At 55.7% G+C, this 18,756-nt stretch carries 20 protein-coding genes; 14 read left to right on the plus strand and 6 right to left on the minus strand.

The genetic code is table 11. The features are described 5' to 3' along the window. Positions 1-76: 76 nt before the first annotated feature. Positions 77-1,306: an MFS transporter gene (locus U9O48_RS07695; RefSeq protein ID WP_285149107.1), complete on the plus strand. Its 1,230-nt coding sequence runs from the start codon at positions 77-79 to the stop codon at positions 1,304-1,306. A 99-nt stretch (positions 1,307-1,405) separates the two neighbouring features. On the opposite strand, the gene U9O48_RS07700 is transcribed toward U9O48_RS07695, so the two are convergent. Both U9O48_RS07700 and U9O48_RS07705 read right to left on the minus strand, forming a co-directional pair. Then, positions 1,406-2,218, minus strand: a complete 813-nt coding sequence (locus U9O48_RS07700) for a Cof-type HAD-IIB family hydrolase (protein WP_282492311.1) — start codon at positions 2,216-2,218, stop codon at positions 1,406-1,408. Then, positions 2,208-3,422, minus strand: coding sequence for an MFS transporter (locus tag U9O48_RS07705; RefSeq protein WP_282492312.1), 1,215 nt, complete (start codon positions 3,420-3,422; stop codon positions 2,208-2,210). The genes U9O48_RS07700 and U9O48_RS07705 overlap by 11 nt, the downstream gene beginning before the upstream one ends. Before the next feature lie 80 nt (positions 3,423-3,502). Here U9O48_RS07705 and U9O48_RS07710 point away from each other — a divergent pair, with 80 nt between their 5' ends. Next, positions 3,503-4,045: a TetR/AcrR family transcriptional regulator gene (locus tag U9O48_RS07710; RefSeq protein ID WP_285149108.1), complete on the plus strand. Its 543-nt coding sequence runs from the start codon at positions 3,503-3,505 to the stop codon at positions 4,043-4,045. Here the strand turns inward: U9O48_RS07710 and U9O48_RS07715 are convergent. Next, on the minus strand, positions 4,042-4,830 hold the full coding sequence (locus U9O48_RS07715) for an SDR family NAD(P)-dependent oxidoreductase (protein WP_285149109.1): 789 nt from the start codon (positions 4,828-4,830) through the stop codon (positions 4,042-4,044). The genes U9O48_RS07710 and U9O48_RS07715 overlap by 4 nt on opposite strands. Before the next feature lie 107 nt (positions 4,831-4,937). On the opposite strand from U9O48_RS07715, the gene U9O48_RS07720 reads away from it, so the two are divergent. Continuing rightward, on the plus strand, positions 4,938-5,975 hold the full coding sequence (locus U9O48_RS07720) for a S66 family peptidase (RefSeq protein WP_285149110.1): 1,038 nt from the start codon (positions 4,938-4,940) through the stop codon (positions 5,973-5,975). Positions 5,976-6,250: 275 nt separating this feature from the next. Here the strand turns inward: U9O48_RS07720 and U9O48_RS07725 are convergent, their stop codons facing one another. Next, positions 6,251-6,862, minus strand: a complete 612-nt coding sequence (locus tag U9O48_RS07725) for a GIY-YIG nuclease family protein (protein WP_285149111.1) — start codon at positions 6,860-6,862, stop codon at positions 6,251-6,253. A 78-nt stretch (positions 6,863-6,940) separates the two neighbouring features. Here U9O48_RS07725 and U9O48_RS07730 point away from each other — a divergent pair, with 78 nt between their 5' ends. Continuing rightward, complete coding sequence (locus U9O48_RS07730) at positions 6,941-7,195, plus strand: hypothetical protein (RefSeq protein ID WP_285149112.1); 255 nt, start codon at positions 6,941-6,943, stop codon at positions 7,193-7,195. A gap of 262 nt (positions 7,196-7,457) precedes the next feature. Here U9O48_RS07730 and U9O48_RS07735 read toward each other — a convergent pair whose 3' ends face one another. Further along, complete coding sequence (locus U9O48_RS07735) at positions 7,458-9,143, minus strand: aspartate:alanine antiporter (RefSeq protein ID WP_285149113.1); 1,686 nt, start codon at positions 9,141-9,143, stop codon at positions 7,458-7,460. Between the two features lie 277 nt (positions 9,144-9,420). Here U9O48_RS07735 and U9O48_RS07740 point away from each other — a divergent pair, with 277 nt between their 5' ends. Beyond that, positions 9,421-9,792, plus strand: a complete 372-nt coding sequence (locus U9O48_RS07740; RefSeq protein WP_285145470.1) for an inner membrane protein YbjM — start codon at positions 9,421-9,423, stop codon at positions 9,790-9,792. Between the two features lie 29 nt (positions 9,793-9,821). Here the strand turns inward: U9O48_RS07740 and U9O48_RS07745 are convergent, their stop codons facing one another. Continuing rightward, positions 9,822-10,091: a GrxA family glutaredoxin gene (locus U9O48_RS07745; RefSeq protein ID WP_095281388.1), complete on the minus strand. Its 270-nt coding sequence runs from the start codon at positions 10,089-10,091 to the stop codon at positions 9,822-9,824. Between the two features lie 186 nt (positions 10,092-10,277). Between U9O48_RS07745 and nfsA the strand changes: the two genes are divergently transcribed. The 9 genes from nfsA (at position 10,278) to rlmC (ending at position 18,718) form a co-directional block, all read left to right on the plus strand. Next, the gene (nfsA, locus tag U9O48_RS07750) at positions 10,278-11,000 is read left to right on the plus strand and encodes a nitroreductase NfsA (RefSeq protein ID WP_282492322.1); all 723 of its coding nucleotides are present in this window, start codon (positions 10,278-10,280) and stop codon (positions 10,998-11,000) included. A 70-nt stretch (positions 11,001-11,070) separates the two neighbouring features. Then, positions 11,071-11,973, plus strand: a complete 903-nt coding sequence (rimK, locus tag U9O48_RS07755) for a 30S ribosomal protein S6--L-glutamate ligase (protein WP_282492323.1) — start codon at positions 11,071-11,073, stop codon at positions 11,971-11,973. A gap of 55 nt (positions 11,974-12,028) precedes the next feature. After that, complete coding sequence (locus U9O48_RS07760; RefSeq protein ID WP_282492324.1) at positions 12,029-12,505, plus strand: YbjN domain-containing protein; 477 nt, start codon at positions 12,029-12,031, stop codon at positions 12,503-12,505. 356 nt (positions 12,506-12,861) lie between these two features. Then, positions 12,862-13,974 carry a spermidine/putrescine ABC transporter substrate-binding protein PotF gene (gene potF, locus U9O48_RS07765; protein ID WP_282492325.1) on the plus strand — a complete coding sequence of 371 codons (1,113 nt, stop codon included), beginning with the start codon at positions 12,862-12,864 and terminating at the stop codon, positions 13,972-13,974. A gap of 97 nt (positions 13,975-14,071) precedes the next feature. Beyond that, positions 14,072-15,205, plus strand: coding sequence for a putrescine ABC transporter ATP-binding subunit PotG (potG, locus tag U9O48_RS07770; RefSeq protein WP_285149114.1), 1,134 nt, complete (start codon positions 14,072-14,074; stop codon positions 15,203-15,205). A 9-nt stretch (positions 15,206-15,214) separates the two neighbouring features. Then, entirely contained in the window at positions 15,215-16,168 is a 954-nt protein-coding gene (gene potH / locus U9O48_RS07775; protein WP_285149115.1) for a putrescine ABC transporter permease PotH, read from the plus strand. Then, entirely contained in the window at positions 16,165-17,010 is an 846-nt protein-coding gene (potI, locus tag U9O48_RS07780; protein ID WP_095281394.1) for a putrescine ABC transporter permease PotI, read from the plus strand. The genes potH and potI overlap by 4 nt, the downstream gene beginning before the upstream one ends. A 42-nt stretch (positions 17,011-17,052) precedes the next feature. Continuing rightward, complete coding sequence (locus U9O48_RS07785; protein ID WP_324724387.1) at positions 17,053-17,550, plus strand: YbjO family protein; 498 nt, start codon at positions 17,053-17,055, stop codon at positions 17,548-17,550. Positions 17,551-17,590: 40 nt separating this feature from the next. Further along, a complete protein-coding gene (gene rlmC, locus U9O48_RS07790; protein ID WP_324723998.1) occupies positions 17,591-18,718 on the plus strand; it encodes a 23S rRNA (uracil(747)-C(5))-methyltransferase RlmC in 1,128 nt (375 codons plus the stop codon). Positions 18,719-18,756: the final 38 nt, after the last annotated feature.

Genomic DNA, 18,756 nt, shown 5'->3' on the forward strand with positions numbered 1-18,756 from the left:
ATCTTCGATAATTTACTATCTCGCGACCCGTCATTTCATTACACTCATCGCGATTTTTACATCAAAAAGAGACCGCATGTTAAACCGTTCTTCTTCCGGTAATCGTCTGGGTCGTCAGGCGTTACTTTTCCCTCTGTGTCTGGTGCTTTACGAATTCTCTACCTATATCGGCAACGATATGATCCAGCCGGGTATGCTGGCGGTGGTGGAGCAGTTCAACGCCGGGATCGAGTGGGTTCCAACCTCCATGACCGCCTATCTGGCTGGCGGCATGTTTTTGCAGTGGCTGCTCGGGCCGCTGTCAGATCGTATTGGCCGTCGCCCGGTCATGCTCACCGGCGTGGTGTGGTTTATCGTCACCTGCCTCGCCATTCTGCTGGCGCAAACCATTGAACAATTTACGATCCTGCGCTTTTTGCAGGGGGTGAGCCTGTGCTTTATCGGCGCGGTGGGGTATGCCGCCATTCAGGAGTCCTTTGAGGAGGCGGTGTGCATCAAAATCACCGCCCTGATGGCGAACGTGGCGCTGATTGCGCCGCTGCTCGGCCCGCTGGTGGGCGCGGCCTGGGTGCACGTTGCGCCGTGGGAAGGGATGTTTGTGCTGTTCGCGCTCCTGGCGGCAATCTCATTCTTCGGCCTGCACCGCGCGATGCCGGAGACCGCCACCCGTCTGGGCGAAAAGCTGTCCCTGAAAGAGCTGGGGCGCGACTATAAAGAAGTGCTCAGAAATGGCCGCTTTGTGGCGGGCGCGCTGGCGACAGGTTTTGTGAGCCTGCCACTGCTGGCGTGGATTGCCCAGTCGCCGGTGATCATCATTAGCGGCGAGAAGCTCAGCAGCTACGAATATGGTCTGCTCCAGGTGCCGATTTTTGGCGCGCTGATTATCGGCAACCTGGTGCTGGCGTGCCTCACATCGCGTCGTTCCGTGCGGTCGCTGATCATCATGGGCGGCTGGCCGATTGTGGCTGGACTGGTGGTCGCCGCTGTGGCCACCGTCGCCTCTTCACATGCTTACCTGTGGATGACGGCCGGGCTGAGTATTTATGCCTTTGGTATTGGCCTGGCAAACGCCGGGCTGGTGCGCCTGACGCTGTTCGCCAGTGAAATGAGTAAGGGCACGGTCTCCGCCGCGATGGGGATGCTGCAGATGCTGATTTTCACCGTCGGAATCGAAGTCAGCAAACACGCCTACAGCTTTGGCGGCAACGGGCTGTTCAGCCTGTTTAACCTCGCGAACGGCGTGCTGTGGCTGGGGCTGATGGTGGTGTTCCTGAAAGATAAGCGCGTCGGCAGCGCGTTGCAGTAAGTTTTGCCGGGTGGCGGCTGCGCCTTACCCGGCCTACAAATCGTGTTTGTCGCTTTTGTAGGCCCGATAAGCGTAGCGCCACCGGGCGTTTAGCGGGCACTAATTAAACGGTGCTTCCCCGTTCAACGCTTTCTCAATCACATCCAGCACGCCTTCATCGTTGTTATGCGGCGCTTCAAAACGTGCGACCGCTTTGATGTGCGGTTTGGCGTTGGCCATCGCGAAACTGAAGCCCGCCTGACGCAACATCTCCACGTCATTCCCGCTGTCACCAAACGCCACGACTTCGCTATCGGCAATGCCCCAGTGCTGCTGCAAAATCCGCAGACCGTTCGCCTTGTGCACGCCTGGAATGATCAGGTCGATATTGCCATGCCCGGTGGTCACCGGAACCATAATGTCGCTCAGCTCGGCGTGGATCATCTCCTGCACGCGCGGAATATCGCTGTCCGGCAGATTCAGTCCAAATTTAAAGAAGATATCGTCCAGATGGTCAAAGTTATCGACCATTTCCAGGCGATGGTAATACTTCGCCGCCATCTCTTTCAGGCTGTCGTCATAGGCTTTGAGGGTATAGGCGCTGCTTTTCCCGCAAGCGATCACTTCCACTTCCGGCAGCGCGCAGAGAAAACGCGCCACCGTATCAAACTGGGCTTTGGTCAGCTCGCCGTTAAACACATCTTCGCGGGCATTCACCACCCAGCCGCCGTTTTCCGCGACAAAGGCGATCTCATCGGCAATCTCCGGGAAGAAGGAGATCAGCTGGTAATACTGATTCCCGCTGGCGACCACGAAGCGAATGTCCTGCTCCTTCATGCGTGCATACTGCGCCAGAAAGCGCTCGCGGTTGTAGGTCTTGGCGTCGCTCAGGAAGGTTCCATCCATGTCGACAGCGATTAACTTAACGCTCATATCCCTTCTCCATTGCAGAATGTTGCGTAACAGGTTTTGCCACGGCTTTCGCGACCAGCGCGGCGACAATGACCAGGGCTAACACCACCAGCATCGCGCTGCGCAGCCCGTAATGTTCACCGAGGAAACCGAGCAGCGGCGGGCCGACCAGGAAGGCGAGATAGCCGGTGGTCGCAACCACGCTGACGCGGGTTGGGGCGTCCGGGCCCGTATCGCTGGCCGCCGAAATGGTCAGCGGGAAACCGAGCGATGCGCCCGCGCCCCACAGGATAACCGAGACTCCGGCGATCCAGTCCACGTCGACAAAAATAATCAGCGCGATACCCAGCGCACCCATCATCGCACTGGCGCGCACCACGGCGACGCGGCTGTAGCGGTCGATAAACCAGCCGCCGGTAAAGCGCCCGACGGTCATTCCGAGGGTAAACCCGGCGTAAATCAGCGAGCCGGAGGTCGGGCTAAACCCGTGACCGTCGACCATCAGCAGCGGCAGCCAGTCGTTGGCGGAGCCTTCGGCAAACGCCATCGCCAGGACCACCACGCCGATCAACATCAGCTGCATATCGCGATAAAAGGGTAACCCTTTCTCGGTCGTTTTTTGCTCTTCCGCGCTGTTTTTGCCGGTACCATCAGGAATAAAAGTGATGCCGGTCAGGATCGGCAGAATGCACACCAGCGCGGCCAGCAAAATATGCAGACTGGCGGCGGTGCCAAAGGCGGTCAGCGCCATGCCGACACCGGCGCCAGCGAGCGTACCGAGGCTGTAAAAGCCGTGCATCATTGGCAAAACGGTTTTGTTCAGCTCGCGCTCAACCGCTGCGCCTTCGACGTTAATCGCCACTTCCGCCGCGCCAAAGCTGCCGCCAAAGACCATCAGACCAAAGGCAAACATCACTGGCGACGCGAACCACAGGGCTGCGCTCAGGAAAAACATGCCAACCACGGCGCTGCACATAGTGGTGCGGATCACTTTCCGCGTACCAAAACGCTTCACCAGCCATGCCGAACAGAGAATGCCGCTCATCGATCCGATCGACAGACCGAACAGCACGATACCCATTTCTGCCGTCGACACCGACAAAATATCGCGGATCGCAGGGGTACGCGTCGCCCAGGACGCCATCAGCAATCCGGGAATAAAGAAGAACATAAACAGCGCCCACAGGCGTCGCTGCAGGGCTTTACGAGGAGAAATCAACGTCATTGAGGAGCACCGGAAGTACAACAATAGCGACAACACTAGCAAGTTTGTGTACATTTGTACACAAACCGAAAGGGGAAAATATGACTAGAAGACCAAACGATCCGCAGCGGCGGGAACGGATACTGCAGGCCACGCTGGAGTCCATCGCCGAGCATGGGATCAATGCGGTGACGCACCGTAAAATCGCCACCTGCGCGGGCGTGCCGTTGGGGTCGATGACCTATTATTTCGACGGTATCGACTCGCTGCTCGAAGAGGCATTCACCGGATTTACCCGCGATATGTCCCGACAATACCGGGAGTTTTTTGCCGGTGTAACCGGACCGGAGATGGCCTGTGAAGCTATCACTACGCTGATCCACAGCTCAGAGGTCACTACGCCGCACAATATGGAACTGATGTACCAGCTCTATGCGCTGATGAACCGTAAACCGGCGCTAAAAAAAGTGATGCAGGACTGGATGCAGACCAGCCAGAGCACCCTTGAGCAGTGGTTTGATCCGGTGACCACCCGTGCGCTGGATGCTTTTATTGAGGGCATGACGCTGCATTTTGTCACCGATCGCGAACCGCTATCCCGGGAAGAGATCCGGGCGATGGTGGGGCGGATTGCGGGGCTTTAATGCGTCGCCCCGGCGGTCACGTTGACTACTGTTCCGGTCATCGCCCCGGCATGTTCGGAGGCGAGGAAAGTCACCAGTTCGGCCACTTGTGCGAGCGTCGGCAGCCGCTTCAGTACGGTACTTTGCGCGGCGCCTTCCAGAAATTGATCAACCGTTAACCCCATCGACTGCGCTTTTATCGTAAACAACTCCCCGGTATACGAACCCGCCTCAACTGCGCCGGTAATGGCATGAGACCGCACGCCGACGACACGAATATTCTTCGGCCCCAGTTCGCTGGCGAGCGCCCGGACGAACGCCTCGATCCCCGCGCAGCCGACGATATGACCCAGATGGTTTGGCATCGCCATCGTCGCCGCTGGGGCAACGACAGTAATCATTACGCCCGAGCGATCGCCGCCCATGTAAGGAGTGACGGCTTTTGAGATATTGAAGAGGGCAGTGAGGAACGGATCGAACCCTTGTTTGAACTCGGCTAGAGAAAGTTCAGCGAGCGATTTGCCCTGATTGTGCATAAACCCCGTCGCGTTAACGACAATATCAATGCCGCCAGCTTGTTGGGCCAGCTTTGCGGTTTGCTCATGGATGGATTGCTCATCGAGGGCATCGATGACCCAGGTATCTACTGTCCCACCAGCTGCGCGGATTTCATTCGCGATGCGATCGAGCTTATCCTGATGCCGCGCGGCAAGGTAAACATGCGCCCCTTCGCGCGCCAGAGTTCTGGCGGTTTCGCTGCCGATGGCACCACTGCCACCGAAAATGACGGCGGTTTTGTTTTTCATCAACTTATCTCCCGGGTGTTTAGCATTTAAAAATTATGGGTAAGGATTGGCACTCGTTCCACAATTTATGGATGATGGATTGCGCTCTTCTGATAAGGATTTATGAGATGAACATAAGTTTTCCGCCCAAACTGGTTCCAGGGGATTTGATTGCGATTACCGCACCCTCGTCAGGCGTTCCTCCTCATTTGCATCAGCGGTTGGACCTTGCCATTCAGCAACTAAAAAACCGGGGATACAGGGTTCGTGAGGGGGAGTGTTTACGCTCTCAGCATAAAAATAAAAGTGCCTGTAAGCGGTTGCGAGCGACGGAGCTGATGGCCTTCCTGACCGATCCAGAAGTGAAAGCCATCATGCCGCCATGGGGCGGAGATCTGGCTATGGAGCTGCTTGAACTGATTGATTTCCAGAGGCTAGCCACTCTGGAGCCGAAATGGTTTGTGGGTTTTTCTGATCTAAGCACTTTGCATTTCCCGCTGACCACGCTGTCGCACTGGGCAACCTTACATGGTCCTAATCTGATGGATTTGGGAGCCAGAGAATTGGATCCCACAACACAAGCCATTTGGAGCATTCTTGAAAACGAGCGGGCAACTCATATCAAGCAGTACTCCTCCCAGGCTTATCAAATCGAAGAAAACCAATGGGGACCGGCTTCGGATGAGGGTTTCAATCTTACAAAGGAGACGAAGTGGAAGCGACTGGATGGCGGCACGACGCCCGTCAGTTTCGAGGGCCGATTAATAGGTGGTTGCCTTGACATCATCTCGAGACTTGCCGGAACACCTTATGGTCAATTATCGCGCTTCCGGGAGCTGAATCGCCAGGACGGTATTATTCTCTATTTTGAAAATGTGGAAATGGGCCCTTGTGAATTAACGCGAGCATTATTGAGCTTACGTTTGCAGGGCTGGTTCAACGATTTAGCTGGCGTACTCATAGGAAGGAGTGCTGCTTTAGATGTTACAGAAGCGACGCAGCATAATTATTTAGACGCCCTTCGTTCGGCCCTGGGAGACCTTAGCGCTCCGGTTCTTTATGACGTCGATATTGGTCATATTCCTCCGCAAATTTCACTGGTCAATGGTGCCAGTGCGACGGTGGAATTTACTGAACAGGGAAGTACGGTGACGCAAGTGATTTGATGTGGGGTCTGAAATTCAGGCGGCTTAAAAGCCGTCTTTTAATGGACTTATTGAAAAAATGGCTTACAAGATAATCAATATACCAATGGCAAGGAGTGGCGATTACGGGGCATTGCCAATTGTTCTCGGCACTAAAGCATTACTAATGGATACCTCTATTTTTGGCTTCCATATCCATCATAAAGCCGGTCATGTAGTTAGGATTGAAATCCAGGTCCTTAGTTTTCCAGTATGCAGCTCTCATTTCCTTTAATTGGAATCTCAGGATATGTTTTTTATTCATTCATCAATTCTGCAATGACACTCCGTCTAAATCCTCTTTCATCCGCGATCTCCATTATTTTGGCTTCTGCCATGGCTTTGCTGCGCATTGCTGAGAGTATCGGTTTAAAGTTGTGGTTGTTACCCTGAAGGTTTAATGGCAGCGAAATGCTGGAAATTAATTTTTCTTCCAATACCCAGGGTTCTTCATTTGCTACCCAATACACATGTGCATTCTTTTCCATCCACTTGTCCAGCCACTGCTCGCCAGGATGGGTAAATGTCGTTCTGGTTCCCGAGCCAACACGGCGGAGAGGAAAATTGCTTTCCGCCGATAGCAATACCCCGAGCGTGCGCCTGAGCGTTGAGCCCTCGGCGTTGCCGCTATAGTGAGTTTTGATGCGCTGACGAAGATTGGCGCGGCTGTTCGGTTTTCCTTTTTTATCCGGTGAAATACCGACATAGAGTAATGTATATCCATCCTGAATAATGCAACCCTCAGTCGGAACACCTGGCGGGATCTCTTTGAACCACCAAAAATAGATACCATTTACAGCAGGAACAGGTGTGGGGCGACTCATGACATCTGTTCTGCTGAAAAATCTGTCAGGATAAAAATTAAACACGCGTATTCTCCGGGCTGATTCATCCTGATATTTTATAGGATTGTTATCTGGGAATGCTTGATTAACTTGGGGGAAATAATGAGTTTAAGAGTTACGACGCAGCTGGTGGACACCTGGAAGAAACGCATTCAGCGGGAGGGCTTGAAAGGCTCTACCTACTTTTGCCAACAGAGTGGGGCTGTTTGGGTTTCCGCCTCAGCCGATCATCAGGCTATCTGTCAGAAAATTTTAGGTAGGGATTCAGGAACCAGTTCTTTGGCGAGTTATTTGCGCTGGGATGATGTCGGCGCGGTTGCTTTAGTTGAACTGCTGTACGCGATTGAATCGGCATAGAGCAACGATTTATGCGCATAGCAAAAGCGCTGCCGCCACTTTGTCGCCATACATGGGACAGTGGCTGTGTAAGTGATTGATCTGATAGATGACAAATCCCAGGCAACAAAAAACCCATCAACCTTGAACCAAAGTGGCGGGGTTGATGGGCTCCACAAATTGGGGGACATCAAAGAAAAGCAGTGGCAATAGTTATGACTGCCTCATATACGAAAAGTTCTGCGCATCGCAAAAAAATTTGCGCGATGCGCATTCTTCAGAGTTATCCGAGCGCGGGCCAGATGACGATGATCAGCGTACCGGCGAGGGTCAGCAGGACGTTGGCGATGGCGTAAGTGCCAGCGTAGCCCAGCGCCGGGATGTTGCTGCGCGCGGTGTCGCTGATGATTTCCATTGCCGGGGCGCAGGTGCGCGCGCCCATCATCGCGCCAAACAGCATTGCGCGGTTCATGCGCAGGACGTAGGCGCCGAACAGGAAGCAGATCACTACTGGCAGCAAGCTGACGATCAGACCGGCGACCAGCATCTGCCAGCCGACAGTGCCCAGGCTGTGGCCGATGCCGCTGCCTGCGCTCAACCCCACGCCTGCCATAAAGACCATCAGACCGAACTCTTTCACCATGTTTAGCGCGCCCTGCGGGATATAGCCAAAGGTCGGGTGGTTGGCTCGCAGGAAGCCGAGCATGATCCCGGCGAACAGCAGACCGGCAGCGTTACCCACGCCGAAGCTAAAGTTGCTGAACTGGAAGGTGATCATCCCAATCATCAGGCCGACAATAAAGAAGGCGCAGAAGGCCAGCAGGTCGGTCACCTGGCTGTGGATGGAGATAAAGCCGATGCGATCGGCGACGGTTTTGACGCGGCGCGCGTCTCCGCTTACCTGCAGAACGTCGCCTTTGTTCAGGACGACATTGTCGTCAATCGGCATTTCAATCTGGCTGCGGATCACGCGGTTCAGGAAGCAGCCGTGATCGGTCAGCTTGAGCTGCGCCAGACGGCGGCCAACGGCGTTGTGGTTTTTCACCACAATCTCTTCCGTGACGATGCGCATGTCGAGCAGGTCACGGTCGAAGACCTCTTTACCGTTACGGAAGCTCGGATCGAGGCGCGCGTGGGCGTCCGGGTAGCCGACCAGCGCGATATCATCGCCCATCTGCAGTACGGCGTCCCCGTCCGGGTTAGCCAGTATGCCGTTGCGGCGGATACGTTCGATGTAACAGCCGGTCTGGCGATAGATGCCCAGCTCGCGCAGATTTTTACCGTCGGCCCAGGCGACCAGCTCCGGCCCGACGCGATAGGCGCGAATGACAGGCAGATAGACTTTGCGTTTAGTGTCGGTATCCAGACCACGCTCGCGAGCAATCTGCTGGGCGCTGGTCTGGAGATCCTGGTGCTGGAGTTTAGGCAAATAACGGGCGGCGACAATCAGGCTCACCAGACCAATCAGGTAGGTCAGGGCATAGCCCAGGCTCAGATGATCGAGCGCCAGCGAGAGCTGGCTTCCCGCCATGCCCGAGTGGCGCAACGTATCGCCCGCACCAACCAGCACCGGCGTTGAGGTCATCGAACCGGCGAGCATCCCCGCGGTCAACCCGATATCCCAGCCAAACAGTTTACCCAGCCCTAACGCGATCACCAGCGCGCTGCCGACCATCACCAGCGCCAGCATCAGATAATTTTTGCCGTCGCGGAAGAAAATTGAAAAAAAGTTCGGCCCGGCTTCCACACCCACGCAAAAAATAAACAGCATAAAACCGAGATTCAGTGCATCCGTGTTAATGCTGAAATGCTGCTGGCCTAATAATAATGAGACCACTAAAACGCCAATGGAATTACCAAGTTGAACTGAACCCAGGCGTAATTTACCCAGACACAGTCCCAGTGCCAGTACAACAAATAATAACAGGATGTAATTCCCATTTAACAAATCTGCGACGTTTATATTCACGGAGGCTAACTTCTTGTTTACCGTTAAGCTGTTGAAAGGATGGGGGATTTAGGCTACTGTTTTATCCCATGTGAGTGCAGGGATTTTCCCTTTCGCCCATACAGAATATATCCCACAGAACAATAACTGGCCGATAGTCTAATCGTATTAGATATCCAGGGCCAGAAAAGATCGCGTAACAATGTATGAGCTTTGGCAAGGAATGCCACATTGCATTATCTGACTGGGCGTCCGTTGGACGATTGTGTATTCGATAGTGATGGAGTCAGGAGGATTTTTGAACATCAAGCGGAACTGGGCAGGCGTCGTCTGCTGCTTTCTACTGTTTATCGCGGTTTGCCTCTCTTTAGCATTCCACGTCAAAGGCGCATTCAGAGCCTCAGGCCATCCTGAGCTGGGTTTGCTCTTTTTCATTTTACCCGGCGTGATCGCAAGCTTCATTTCCCGCGGGGGAGAAGTGGTGAAACCGCTGATTGGCGCGATGCTGGCGGCACCGCTGTGTCTGGTGCTGTTACGTCTCGTTTTTGCCTCGCCGCGTTCGCTATGGCAGGAGCTGGCGTGGCTGATGAGCGGGATATTCTGGTGTGCGCTGGGCGCGCTCTGTTTTATGTTTGCGCGCAGCCTCGTTCATCGCTGGCGACACAAATAAAAACGCCCTCCTGAGAGGGCGTTAACGCGTTACTGGGCGGCAAACAGCCCCAGATTTTCTTTCGCGTAGGCTTCGAAATCGGTAAAGCCGCCGATGTGCGTCTGGTCGAGGAAAATCTGCGGTACAGTCTCAACAGGTTTACCCACGGTTTTTTCCAGATCGGCTTTGCTGATGCCTTCCGCGTGAATGTCCACGTAGCGGAAGTTAAAGTCATCGCGCTCAGCGGTCAGTTTTTCTGCCAGTTCTTTAGCGCGGACGCAGTAAGGGCATCCCGGACGTCCAAAAATCACTGCAAACATATCTCTCTCCTCAAAACGTAAGCCCAACGGCGAATGCGCTTAGTTTGCCCGATAACCGTTGCTCATGGAAAGCAGGTTTTACCTGTCGCTTTAATACTTACAGGCTATGTTTCGCCAATTACATCACACTTTTCTTTGCCTATACTGGCTGTCATTCCGCGTACAGACTGAGAAAAGAGAGACCTAATGACGCCGACGATTGATGTGATTCGCGCCCACCGTTCCATCCGCCATTTCACCGATAAGCCGATTAGCGACGCCGAACGTGAAGCGATTGTGGACAGCGCGCGCGCGACCTCCAGCTCCAGCTTTTTGCAGTGCACGTCGATTATTCGCATCACCGACCGCGCGATGCGTGAACAGCTGGTGACACTCACCGGCGGGCAACCGCACGTGGCGCAGGCGGCGGAGTTTTGGGTGTTTTGCGCCGACTTCAACCGTCATCTGCAAATCTGCCCCGATGCGCAACTGGGCCTGGCGGAACAACTTCTGCTCGGCGTCGTGGATACAGCGATGATGGCACAGAACGCGCTGACGGCGGCCGAATCCCTTGGATTAGGCGGCGTTTACATCGGCGGCCTGCGCAACAATATTGAAGCCGTGACCGAACTGCTGAAGTTGCCAAAACACGTGTTACCACTGTTTGGCCTGTGCCTCGGCTGGCCGGCGGATAATCCGGATCTCAAGCCGCGTCTGCCTGCGGCGATGATCATGCACGAGAATCATTACCAGCCGGTGGATGCGCAGGTTCTTGCCCAATACGACGAAGAGCTCGCCAGCTATTACCTGTCACGCGGAAGCAATAATCGCCGCGATACCTGGAGCGATCACATCCGTCGCACCATCATCAAAGAAAACCGTCCGTTTATTCTCGACTATTTGCATAAACAGGGCTGGGCTGTGCGATAAGTCCATTCATCCTGTGCCAGCCTGCGTGTATGATACGCAGGCTTTTATCGAGTCTTTAGAGAGGTGCAGGGTGAAAATTGCCATTTTGTCCCGGGATGGAACGCTCTATTCGTGTAAACGTCTGCTTGAGGCAGCCAATAAGCGTGGTCATCTGGTTGAGATCCTCGATCCGCTGTCGTGCTATATGAACATCAGCCCGGCGGCGTCCTCGATTCACTATAAAGGCCGCCATCTGCCGCACTTCGATGCGGTCATCCCTCGCATCGGCTCACAAATTACCTTCTACGGCACCGCCGCGCTGCGCCAGTTTGAGATGCTCGGCAGCTACCCTTTAAATGAATCCGTCGCTATCACCCGCGCGCGCGACAAGCTGCGCTCCCTGCAGCTGCTCGCTCGTCAGGGGATCGACCTGCCGATTACCGGCATCGCCCACTCGCCGGATGACACCAGCGATCTGATTGACATGGTCGGCGGTGCGCCGCTGGTGGTGAAACTGGTGGAAGGCACGCAGGGCATTGGCGTGGTGCTGGCCGAAACGCGCCAGGCGGCTGAAAGCGTCATCGATGCCTTTCGCGGTCTGAATGCGCACATTCTGGTGCAGGAGTATATCGAAGAGGCGAAGGGGCGCGACATCCGCTGCCTGGTTGTCGGCGACGAAGTGGTGGCCGCCATTGAGCGCCAGGCCAAAGACGGCGATTTTCGTTCGAACCTGCATCGCGGCGGCGTGGCGCGAATCGCCACGATCAGCGACCGCGAGCGAGAAATTGCCATCAAGGCGGCGCAAACCCTGGGGCTGGATATCGCGGGCGTGGATATTCTGCGCGCGAACCGTGGTCCGCTGGTGATGGAAGTGAATGCGTCACCCGGCCTTGAAGGCATTGAAAAAACCACCGGGATCGATATCGCAGGTAAAATGATCTCATGGATCGAGCGCCACGCCACGCCGGGCTTTTGCCTGAAAACGGGTGGTTAGGGCTGCTTTTTTTGCGTAATCTAGGCGAAGTTTTTACTTAAGAGGCTGCACTGCTATGGATTTACAGGTCGTTCCAACACTGGATACGTTACGTCAATGGCTCGACGATGCAGGCATCACCTATTTTGAGTGTGATTCCTGCCAGGCGTTGCACCTGCCGCATATGCAAAATTTCGACGGCGTGTTTGATGCCAAAATCGATCTGATCAACGACGTGGTGCTTTTCTCGGCGCTGGCGGAGGTCAAGCCCTCGGCATTGCTGGCCCTGGCGTCTGATTTATCGGCCATAAATGCCGGTTCTTTGACGGTGAAAGCATTTCTCGACATACAGGATGATAATCTGCCGAAACTGGTGGTTTGCCAGTCTTTATTCGCCGGACCCGGTGTGTCGTTTAAACAGTTTGCCTGGTTTATGCGCCAGAGCGAAGAGCAGATCTCCATGGTGATGCTGGAAGCCAGCGCGCACCATTTACTCTTTACCACCGAAGAGGATATGGAGAATAACGATTCACGGGACTCGTTCCTGCACTAAGCCTTTAAGACCTCACGCAGTCGCTGCCATGGCGGCTGCGTATCACAAAATTTTCCTCTGGCTGTAACCTTTCTTTAAAGAATTATTCACTTACCCGCAGGCCATTTCGGCTTATCCCATAGACAGATCCTGCATAAAAAATTGATAAAAGGCGTTTTTTAATCTGGGCTATAGCCTGGGGCACGGGCTACAGTTATTCTTGCGGAGCTTAAAAAAGCGAGCAGAAACTGCCAAAAGATTTTTTCTTTTGCGTCAGGCACAGCGACAAAATATGCACGATTCTTGCATATCACCAATTGCATGGTTTGAGTTCGTTTGTTAACAACTGTTAACGAGCTTTCATAAGGAATAACGCTATGATCGCCTTACATAAAAAATGGTTATCGGGTCTGGTTGCGGGTGCTCTGATGGCTGTCTCTGCCGGTACGCTCGCTGCGGAACAAAAAACGCTGCACATCTATAACTGGTCTGACTATATCGCCCCGGACACGGTCGCGAATTTCGAAAAAGAGACCGGGATTAAAGTGGTCTACGACGTCTTCGACTCCAACGAAGTGCTGGAAGGCAAACTGATGGCGGGCAGCACCGGTTTCGACCTGGTCGTGCCGTCAGCCAGCTTCCTTGAGCGCCAGCTCACCGCCGGTGTGTTCCAGCCGCTGGATAAAAGCAAACTGCCGAACTGGAAAAACCTCGATCCTGAGCTGCTGAAGCTCATCTCCAAACACGACCCGGAAAACAAATTCGCCATGCCGTACATGTGGGCGACCACGGGTATCGGCTATAACGTCGATAAAGTGAAAAAAGCGCTGGGTGCAGACGCGCCGGTGAACAGCTGGGATCTGGTGCTGAAACCGGAAAACCTCGAAAAACTGAAAAGCTGCGGTGTCTCCTTCCTTGATGCGCCGGAAGAGGTGTTTGCCACCGTGCTGAACTACCTCGGCAAAGATCCAAACAGCACCAAAGCCGACGACTACACCGGCCCGGCGACGGATCTGCTGCTGAAGCTGCGCCCGAATATTCGCTACTTCCACTCCTCCCAGTACATCAACGATCTGGCGAACGGGGACATCTGCGTAGCTATCGGCTGGGCGGGTGACGTCTGGCAGGCGGCGAACCGTGCGAAAGAAGCCAAAAACGGCGTGAATATCTCCTATTCGATTCCGAAAGAGGGGGCGATGGCGTTCTTCGACGTCTTTGCGATGCCTGCGGATGCGAAAAACAAAGACGAAGCCTATCAGTTCCTGAACTATCTCCTGCGTCCGGACGTGATTGCGCACATCTCTGACCACGTCTTCTACGCCAACGCCAACAAAGAAGCGACGCCGCTGGTGAGCGCAGAAGTGCGCGACAACCCGGGTATCTACCCGCCGGCTGACGTGCGCGCCAAAATGTTTACCCTGAAAGTTCAGGATCCGAAAATCGACCGCGTCCGTACTCGTGCGTGGACGAAGGTGAAAAGCGGTAAATAAACCGTTATCCAGGCCGGGCATGCGCGACATCGCCCGGCAACAGGCGCACCTTTTCGGTGCGCCTGCACCCGTTTAGATTTCTGCCGGAGAGCACCCCGTGAACGAAACCCTCCCACGCCCGCAGGCGAAAACCCGTAAAGCGCTGACTCCGCTCCTCGAAGTCCGTAACCTGACCAAATCCTTCGACGGCCAGCACGCCGTGGATGACGTCAGCCTGACGATCTATAAAGGCGAAATTTTTGCGCTGCTGGGCGCTTCCGGCTGTGGAAAATCCACGCTGCTGCGCATGCTGGCCGGGTTTGAACCGCCAACGGCCGGACAAATTATGCTGGATGGGGTCGATCTCTCCCGCGTTCCGCCCTACGAGCGCCCGATCAATATGATGTTCCAGTCCTACGCGCTTTTTCCCCACATGACGGTAGAGCAGAACATCGCCTTTGGCCTCAAGCAGGACAAGCTGCCAAAAGCAGAAATCGCCGCCCGCGTCGCGGAAATGCTGAGCCTGGTCCACATGCAGGAGTTTGCGAAACGTAAACCGCATCAGCTCTCCGGCGGCCAGCGTCAGCGCGTGGCGCTGGCGCGAAGCCTGGCAAAACGACCAAAGCTTTTGCTGCTTGACGAGCCGATGGGGGCGCTGGATAAAAAACTGCGCGACCGGATGCAGCTCGAAGTGGTGGATATCCTCGAGCGCGTCGGCGCGACCTGCGTGATGGTGACTCACGACCAGGAAGAGGCGATGACCATGGCCGGGCGTATCGCGATCATGAATCGCGGGAAGTTCGTGCAAATCGGCGAGCCGGAAGAGATTTATGAGCATCCGACCACCCGTTACAGCGCCGAGTTTATCGGCTCGGTGAACGTCTTCGAAGGGCTGCTGAAAGATCGTCAGGAGGACGGCCTGGTGATTGAGTCGCCGGGTCTGGTGCATCCGCTCAAGGTCGACCCGGACGCGTCGATTGTCGATAACGTCCCGGTTTACGTGGCGCTGCGCCCGGAAAAAATCATGCTCTGCGACGAGCCGCCAGCCGATGGCTATAACTTTGCTGTCGGTGAAGTGGTCCACATTGCCTATCTCGGTGATCTCTCGATCTATCACGTGCGCCTCAAAAGCGGGCAGATGATCAGCGCTCAGCTGCAGAACGAACACCGCTACCGGAAGGGACTGCCGACCTGGGGCGACGAAGTGCGCCTGTGCTGGGATGCGGACAGTTGCGTCGTGCTGACGGTATAAGGAGTGGCCATGAATACACTTGAACCACCGGCCCGCGTGCAAAAACCGGGCGGTTTTGCGCAGTGGCTGACGCGCGTGCAGATGGCGCACGGCCGCAAGCTGGTGATTGCCATGCCGTACGTGTGGCTGATCCTGCTGTTCCTGCTGCCGTTTTTGATCGTCTTCAAAATCAGCCTCGCGGAGATGGCGCGGGCGATCCCGCCGTACACGAATCTGATGGAGTGGGTCGACGGGCAGCTGTCGATCACGCTTAATCTCGGCAATTTCCTGCAGCTCACGGACGATCCGCTCTATTTCGAAGCGTATCTGCAGTCCTTGCAGGTGGCGGCGATCTCGACGATCTGCTGTCTGGCGATGGGCTATCCGCTCGCCTGGGCGGTGGCGCACAGCAAACCCTCGACACGCAACATTCTGCTGCTGCTGGTGATTTTGCCGTCGTGGACCTCGTTCCTGATCCGCGTGTACGCCTGGATGGGAATTCTGAAAAACAACGGCGTGCTGAATAACTTTCTGATGTGGCTCGGCGTTATCGATCAGCCGCTGACGATTTTGCACACCAACCTGGCGGTCTATATTGGGATTGTGTACGCCTATCTGCCGTTTATGGTGCTGCCGATCTACACGGCCCTGACGCGGATTGATTACTCGCTGGTGGAAGCCTCGTTGGATCTCGGCGCGCGTCCGCTGAAAACCTTTTTCCAGGTGATCGTGCCGCTGACCAAGGGCGGGATTATTGCCGGTTCGATGCTGGTCTTTATCCCGGCGGTGGGCGAGTTCGTGATCCCGGAACTGCTCGGCGGTCCAGACAGCATCATGATTGGTCGCGTGCTGTGGCAGGAGTTCTTCAATAACCGCGACTGGCCGGTGGCGTCGGCGGTGGCGATTGTGATGCTGCTCCTGCTGATCGTACCGATCATGTGGTTCCATAAACATCAGCAAAAACAGATGGGAGATCACGGATGAACAACTTACCGGTCGTGCGCTCTCCGTGGCGAATTCTGATTCTGGTGCTCGGCTTCACTTTCCTCTATGCGCCGATGCTGATGCTGGTGATCTACTCGTTTAACAGCTCAAAACTGGTGACGGTCTGGGCGGGCTGGTCGACGCGCTGGTACGGCGAGCTGTTTCGCGACGACGCGATGATGAGTGCCGTGGGGCTGAGCCTCACGATTGCCGCCTGTGCGGCCACCATGGCGTCGGTGCTCGGCACCATTGCGGCGATGGTGATGGTGCGTTTTGGCCGTTTCCGCGGTTCGAACGGTTTTGCCTTTATGATCACCGCGCCGCTGGTGATGCCCGATGTGATCACCGGTCTGTCGCTGCTGCTGCTGTTTGTCGCCCTGGCGCACGCCATCGGCTGGCCGGCGGATCGCGGGATGCTGACTATCTGGCTGGCGCACGTGACGTTTTGTACCGCCTACGTGGCGGTGGTGATTTCGTCGCGCCTGCGCGAACTGGATCACTCCATCGAAGAGGCGGCGATGGATCTCGGTGCCACACCGCTGAAGGTCTTCTTCATCATCACGCTGCCGATGATCATGCCTGCAGTGATCTCCGGCTGGCTGCTGGCGTTTACCCTGTCGCTCGACGATCTGGTGATCGCCAGCTTCGTCTCCGGGCCGGGGGCGACGACGCTGCCGATGCTGGTCTTCTCCAGCGTGCGCATGGGCGTGAACCCGGAGATCAACGCCCTGGCGTCGATCATCCTCGGCGTGGTCGGGGTTGTCGGTTTTATCGCCTGGTATCTGATGGCGCGGGCTGAAAAACAGCGTGTACGTGATATCCAGCGTGCAAGACGCGGCTGAAGCATTTAAAATTCTCAGTGAAGTGCCGCGCCTGTCGCGGCACTGTTTTTCAGGGAAGTAAAAACATTGGGATTTTTTAGCAAATCACGACATTCGCATGCGCGCCTCAACGTTCCTGCTCTGGTGCAGGTGGCTGCGCTCGCCATTATTCTGATTCGCTGCCTTGATCTGCTGATGGTGTTTAACATGCTCGGCGTGAAAGGCGTGGGCGAGTTTATCCATCGCAGCGTGCAGACATGGAATCTGACGCTGGTCTTTTTCGCGAGCCTGGTGCTGGTGTTCGTCGAGATTTACTGCGCGTTTTCCCTGGCGAAAGGGCGCAACTGGGCGCGCTGGGTCTATCTTCTGACGCAGGTCATTGCCACGGGCTATCTGTGGGCCGCCTCGATTGGTTACGGCTACCCTGAACTGTTCAGCATTGCCGGGGAGTCGAAGCGGGAGATTTTCCGCTCGCTGGTGATACAGAAACTGCCGGACCTGCTGGTGCTGTTCCTGCTGTTTGTTCCGGCGTCCAGCCGGAGGTTCTTCCGCCTGCAATAATGTGTATAATCGCTGCCCTCGCGAACAATGAGGTTTTCCTATGCAGTGCGCACTCTATGACGCCGGTCGCTGCCGCTCCTGTCAGTGGATAGAACAGCCGGTTTCCCAACAACTCGCCGCCAAAATGGCCGATCTCCAGCAGCTGCTGGCTGAGCATCCGGTGGCGGAGTGGTGCGCGCCTGTCAGCGGTCCGGAGCAGGGCTTTCGTAATAAAGCCAAAATGGTGGTCAGCGGCAGCGTCGAACGACCGCTGCTCGGCATGCTGCATCGCGACGGCACGCCGGAAGATCTCACGGATTGCCCGCTCTATCCCGCGTCCTTTGAGCCGGTCTTCGCCGCGCTGAAACCCTTTATCGCTCGCGCCGGTCTGACGCCCTACAACGTCGCTCGTCAGCGCGGTGAACTGAAATATCTCCTGCTGACCGAAAGCCAGCTCGACGGCGGGATGATGCTGCGCTTCGTGCTGCGCTCTGAAACCAAGCTGGAACAACTGCGCGCGGCGCTGCCGTGGCTGCAACAGCAGCTCCCGCAGCTGAAGCTGATCGCTGCCAATATTCAGCCAGTGCATATGGCGATCATGGAGGGGGAGAAAGAGATTTTCCTCACCGAACAGCAGGCGCTGGCTGAGAATTTCAACGGCGTGCCGCTGTGGATCCGCCCGCAAAGTTTCTTCCAGACCAACCCGGTGGTCGCCAGCCGTCTTTACGCCACGGCGCGCGACTGGGTGCGGGCGTTAGATATCGATCATATGTGGGATCTGTTCTGCGGAGTCGGCGGCTTTGGCCTGCACTGCGCGACGCCAAACATGAAACTGACCGGGATCGAGATCTCCGCCGAGGCCATCGCCTGCGCGAAACAGTCTGCCGCCGAATTGGGTCTGATGGATCTGCATTTCCAGGCGCTGGACTCCACGCAGTTTGCCACCGGGCAGGGCAGCGTTCCGGACCTGGTGCTGGTCAATCCGCCGCGTCGCGGCATCGGCAAAGCCCTCTGTGAATACCTGAGCCAGATGGCACCGAAGACGATTATCTACTCCAGCTGTAACGCCCAGACCATGGCGAAAGATATCGCGATGCTTTCGGGTTACCGCGTCGAGCGGGTGCAGCTTTTCGATATGTTCCCGCATACGGCGCACTATGAAGTGTTGACGCTGCTCATCCGTTTGTAAGACATGCCGGGTGGCGGCTGCGCCTTACCCGGCCTACG

The organism is Lelliottia sp. JS-SCA-14 (assembly GCF_035593345.1).
GTDB lineage: Bacteria > Pseudomonadota > Gammaproteobacteria > Enterobacterales > Enterobacteriaceae > Enterobacter > Enterobacter wanjuensis.

Excerpts from the sequence above, each read along its gene's own strand:
- U9O48_RS07695 (WP_285149107.1), top strand. The coding sequence starts at position 77 with ATGTTAAACCGTTCTTCTTCCGGTAATCGTCTGGGTCGTCAGGCGTTA.
- U9O48_RS07700 (WP_282492311.1), bottom strand. The coding sequence starts at position 2,218 with ATGAGCGTTAAGTTAATCGCTGTCGACATGGATGGAACCTTCCTGAGC.
- U9O48_RS07705 (WP_282492312.1), bottom strand. The coding sequence starts at position 3,422 with ATGACGTTGATTTCTCCTCGTAAAGCCCTGCAGCGACGCCTGTGGGCG.
- U9O48_RS07710 (WP_285149108.1), top strand. The coding sequence starts at position 3,503 with ATGACTAGAAGACCAAACGATCCGCAGCGGCGGGAACGGATACTGCAG.
- U9O48_RS07715 (WP_285149109.1), bottom strand. The coding sequence starts at position 4,830 with ATGAAAAACAAAACCGCCGTCATTTTCGGTGGCAGTGGTGCCATCGGC.
- U9O48_RS07720 (WP_285149110.1), top strand. The coding sequence starts at position 4,938 with ATGAACATAAGTTTTCCGCCCAAACTGGTTCCAGGGGATTTGATTGCG.
- U9O48_RS07730 (WP_285149112.1), top strand. The coding sequence starts at position 6,941 with ATGAGTTTAAGAGTTACGACGCAGCTGGTGGACACCTGGAAGAAACGC.
- U9O48_RS07745 (WP_095281388.1), bottom strand. The coding sequence starts at position 10,091 with ATGTTTGCAGTGATTTTTGGACGTCCGGGATGCCCTTACTGCGTCCGC.
- nfsA (WP_282492322.1), top strand. The coding sequence starts at position 10,278 with ATGACGCCGACGATTGATGTGATTCGCGCCCACCGTTCCATCCGCCAT.
- U9O48_RS07760 (WP_282492324.1), top strand. The coding sequence starts at position 12,029 with ATGGATTTACAGGTCGTTCCAACACTGGATACGTTACGTCAATGGCTC.
- potF (WP_282492325.1), top strand. The coding sequence starts at position 12,862 with ATGATCGCCTTACATAAAAAATGGTTATCGGGTCTGGTTGCGGGTGCT.
- potH (WP_285149115.1), top strand. The coding sequence starts at position 15,215 with ATGAATACACTTGAACCACCGGCCCGCGTGCAAAAACCGGGCGGTTTT.
- potI (WP_095281394.1), top strand. The coding sequence starts at position 16,165 with ATGAACAACTTACCGGTCGTGCGCTCTCCGTGGCGAATTCTGATTCTG.
- rlmC (WP_324723998.1), top strand. The coding sequence starts at position 17,591 with ATGCAGTGCGCACTCTATGACGCCGGTCGCTGCCGCTCCTGTCAGTGG.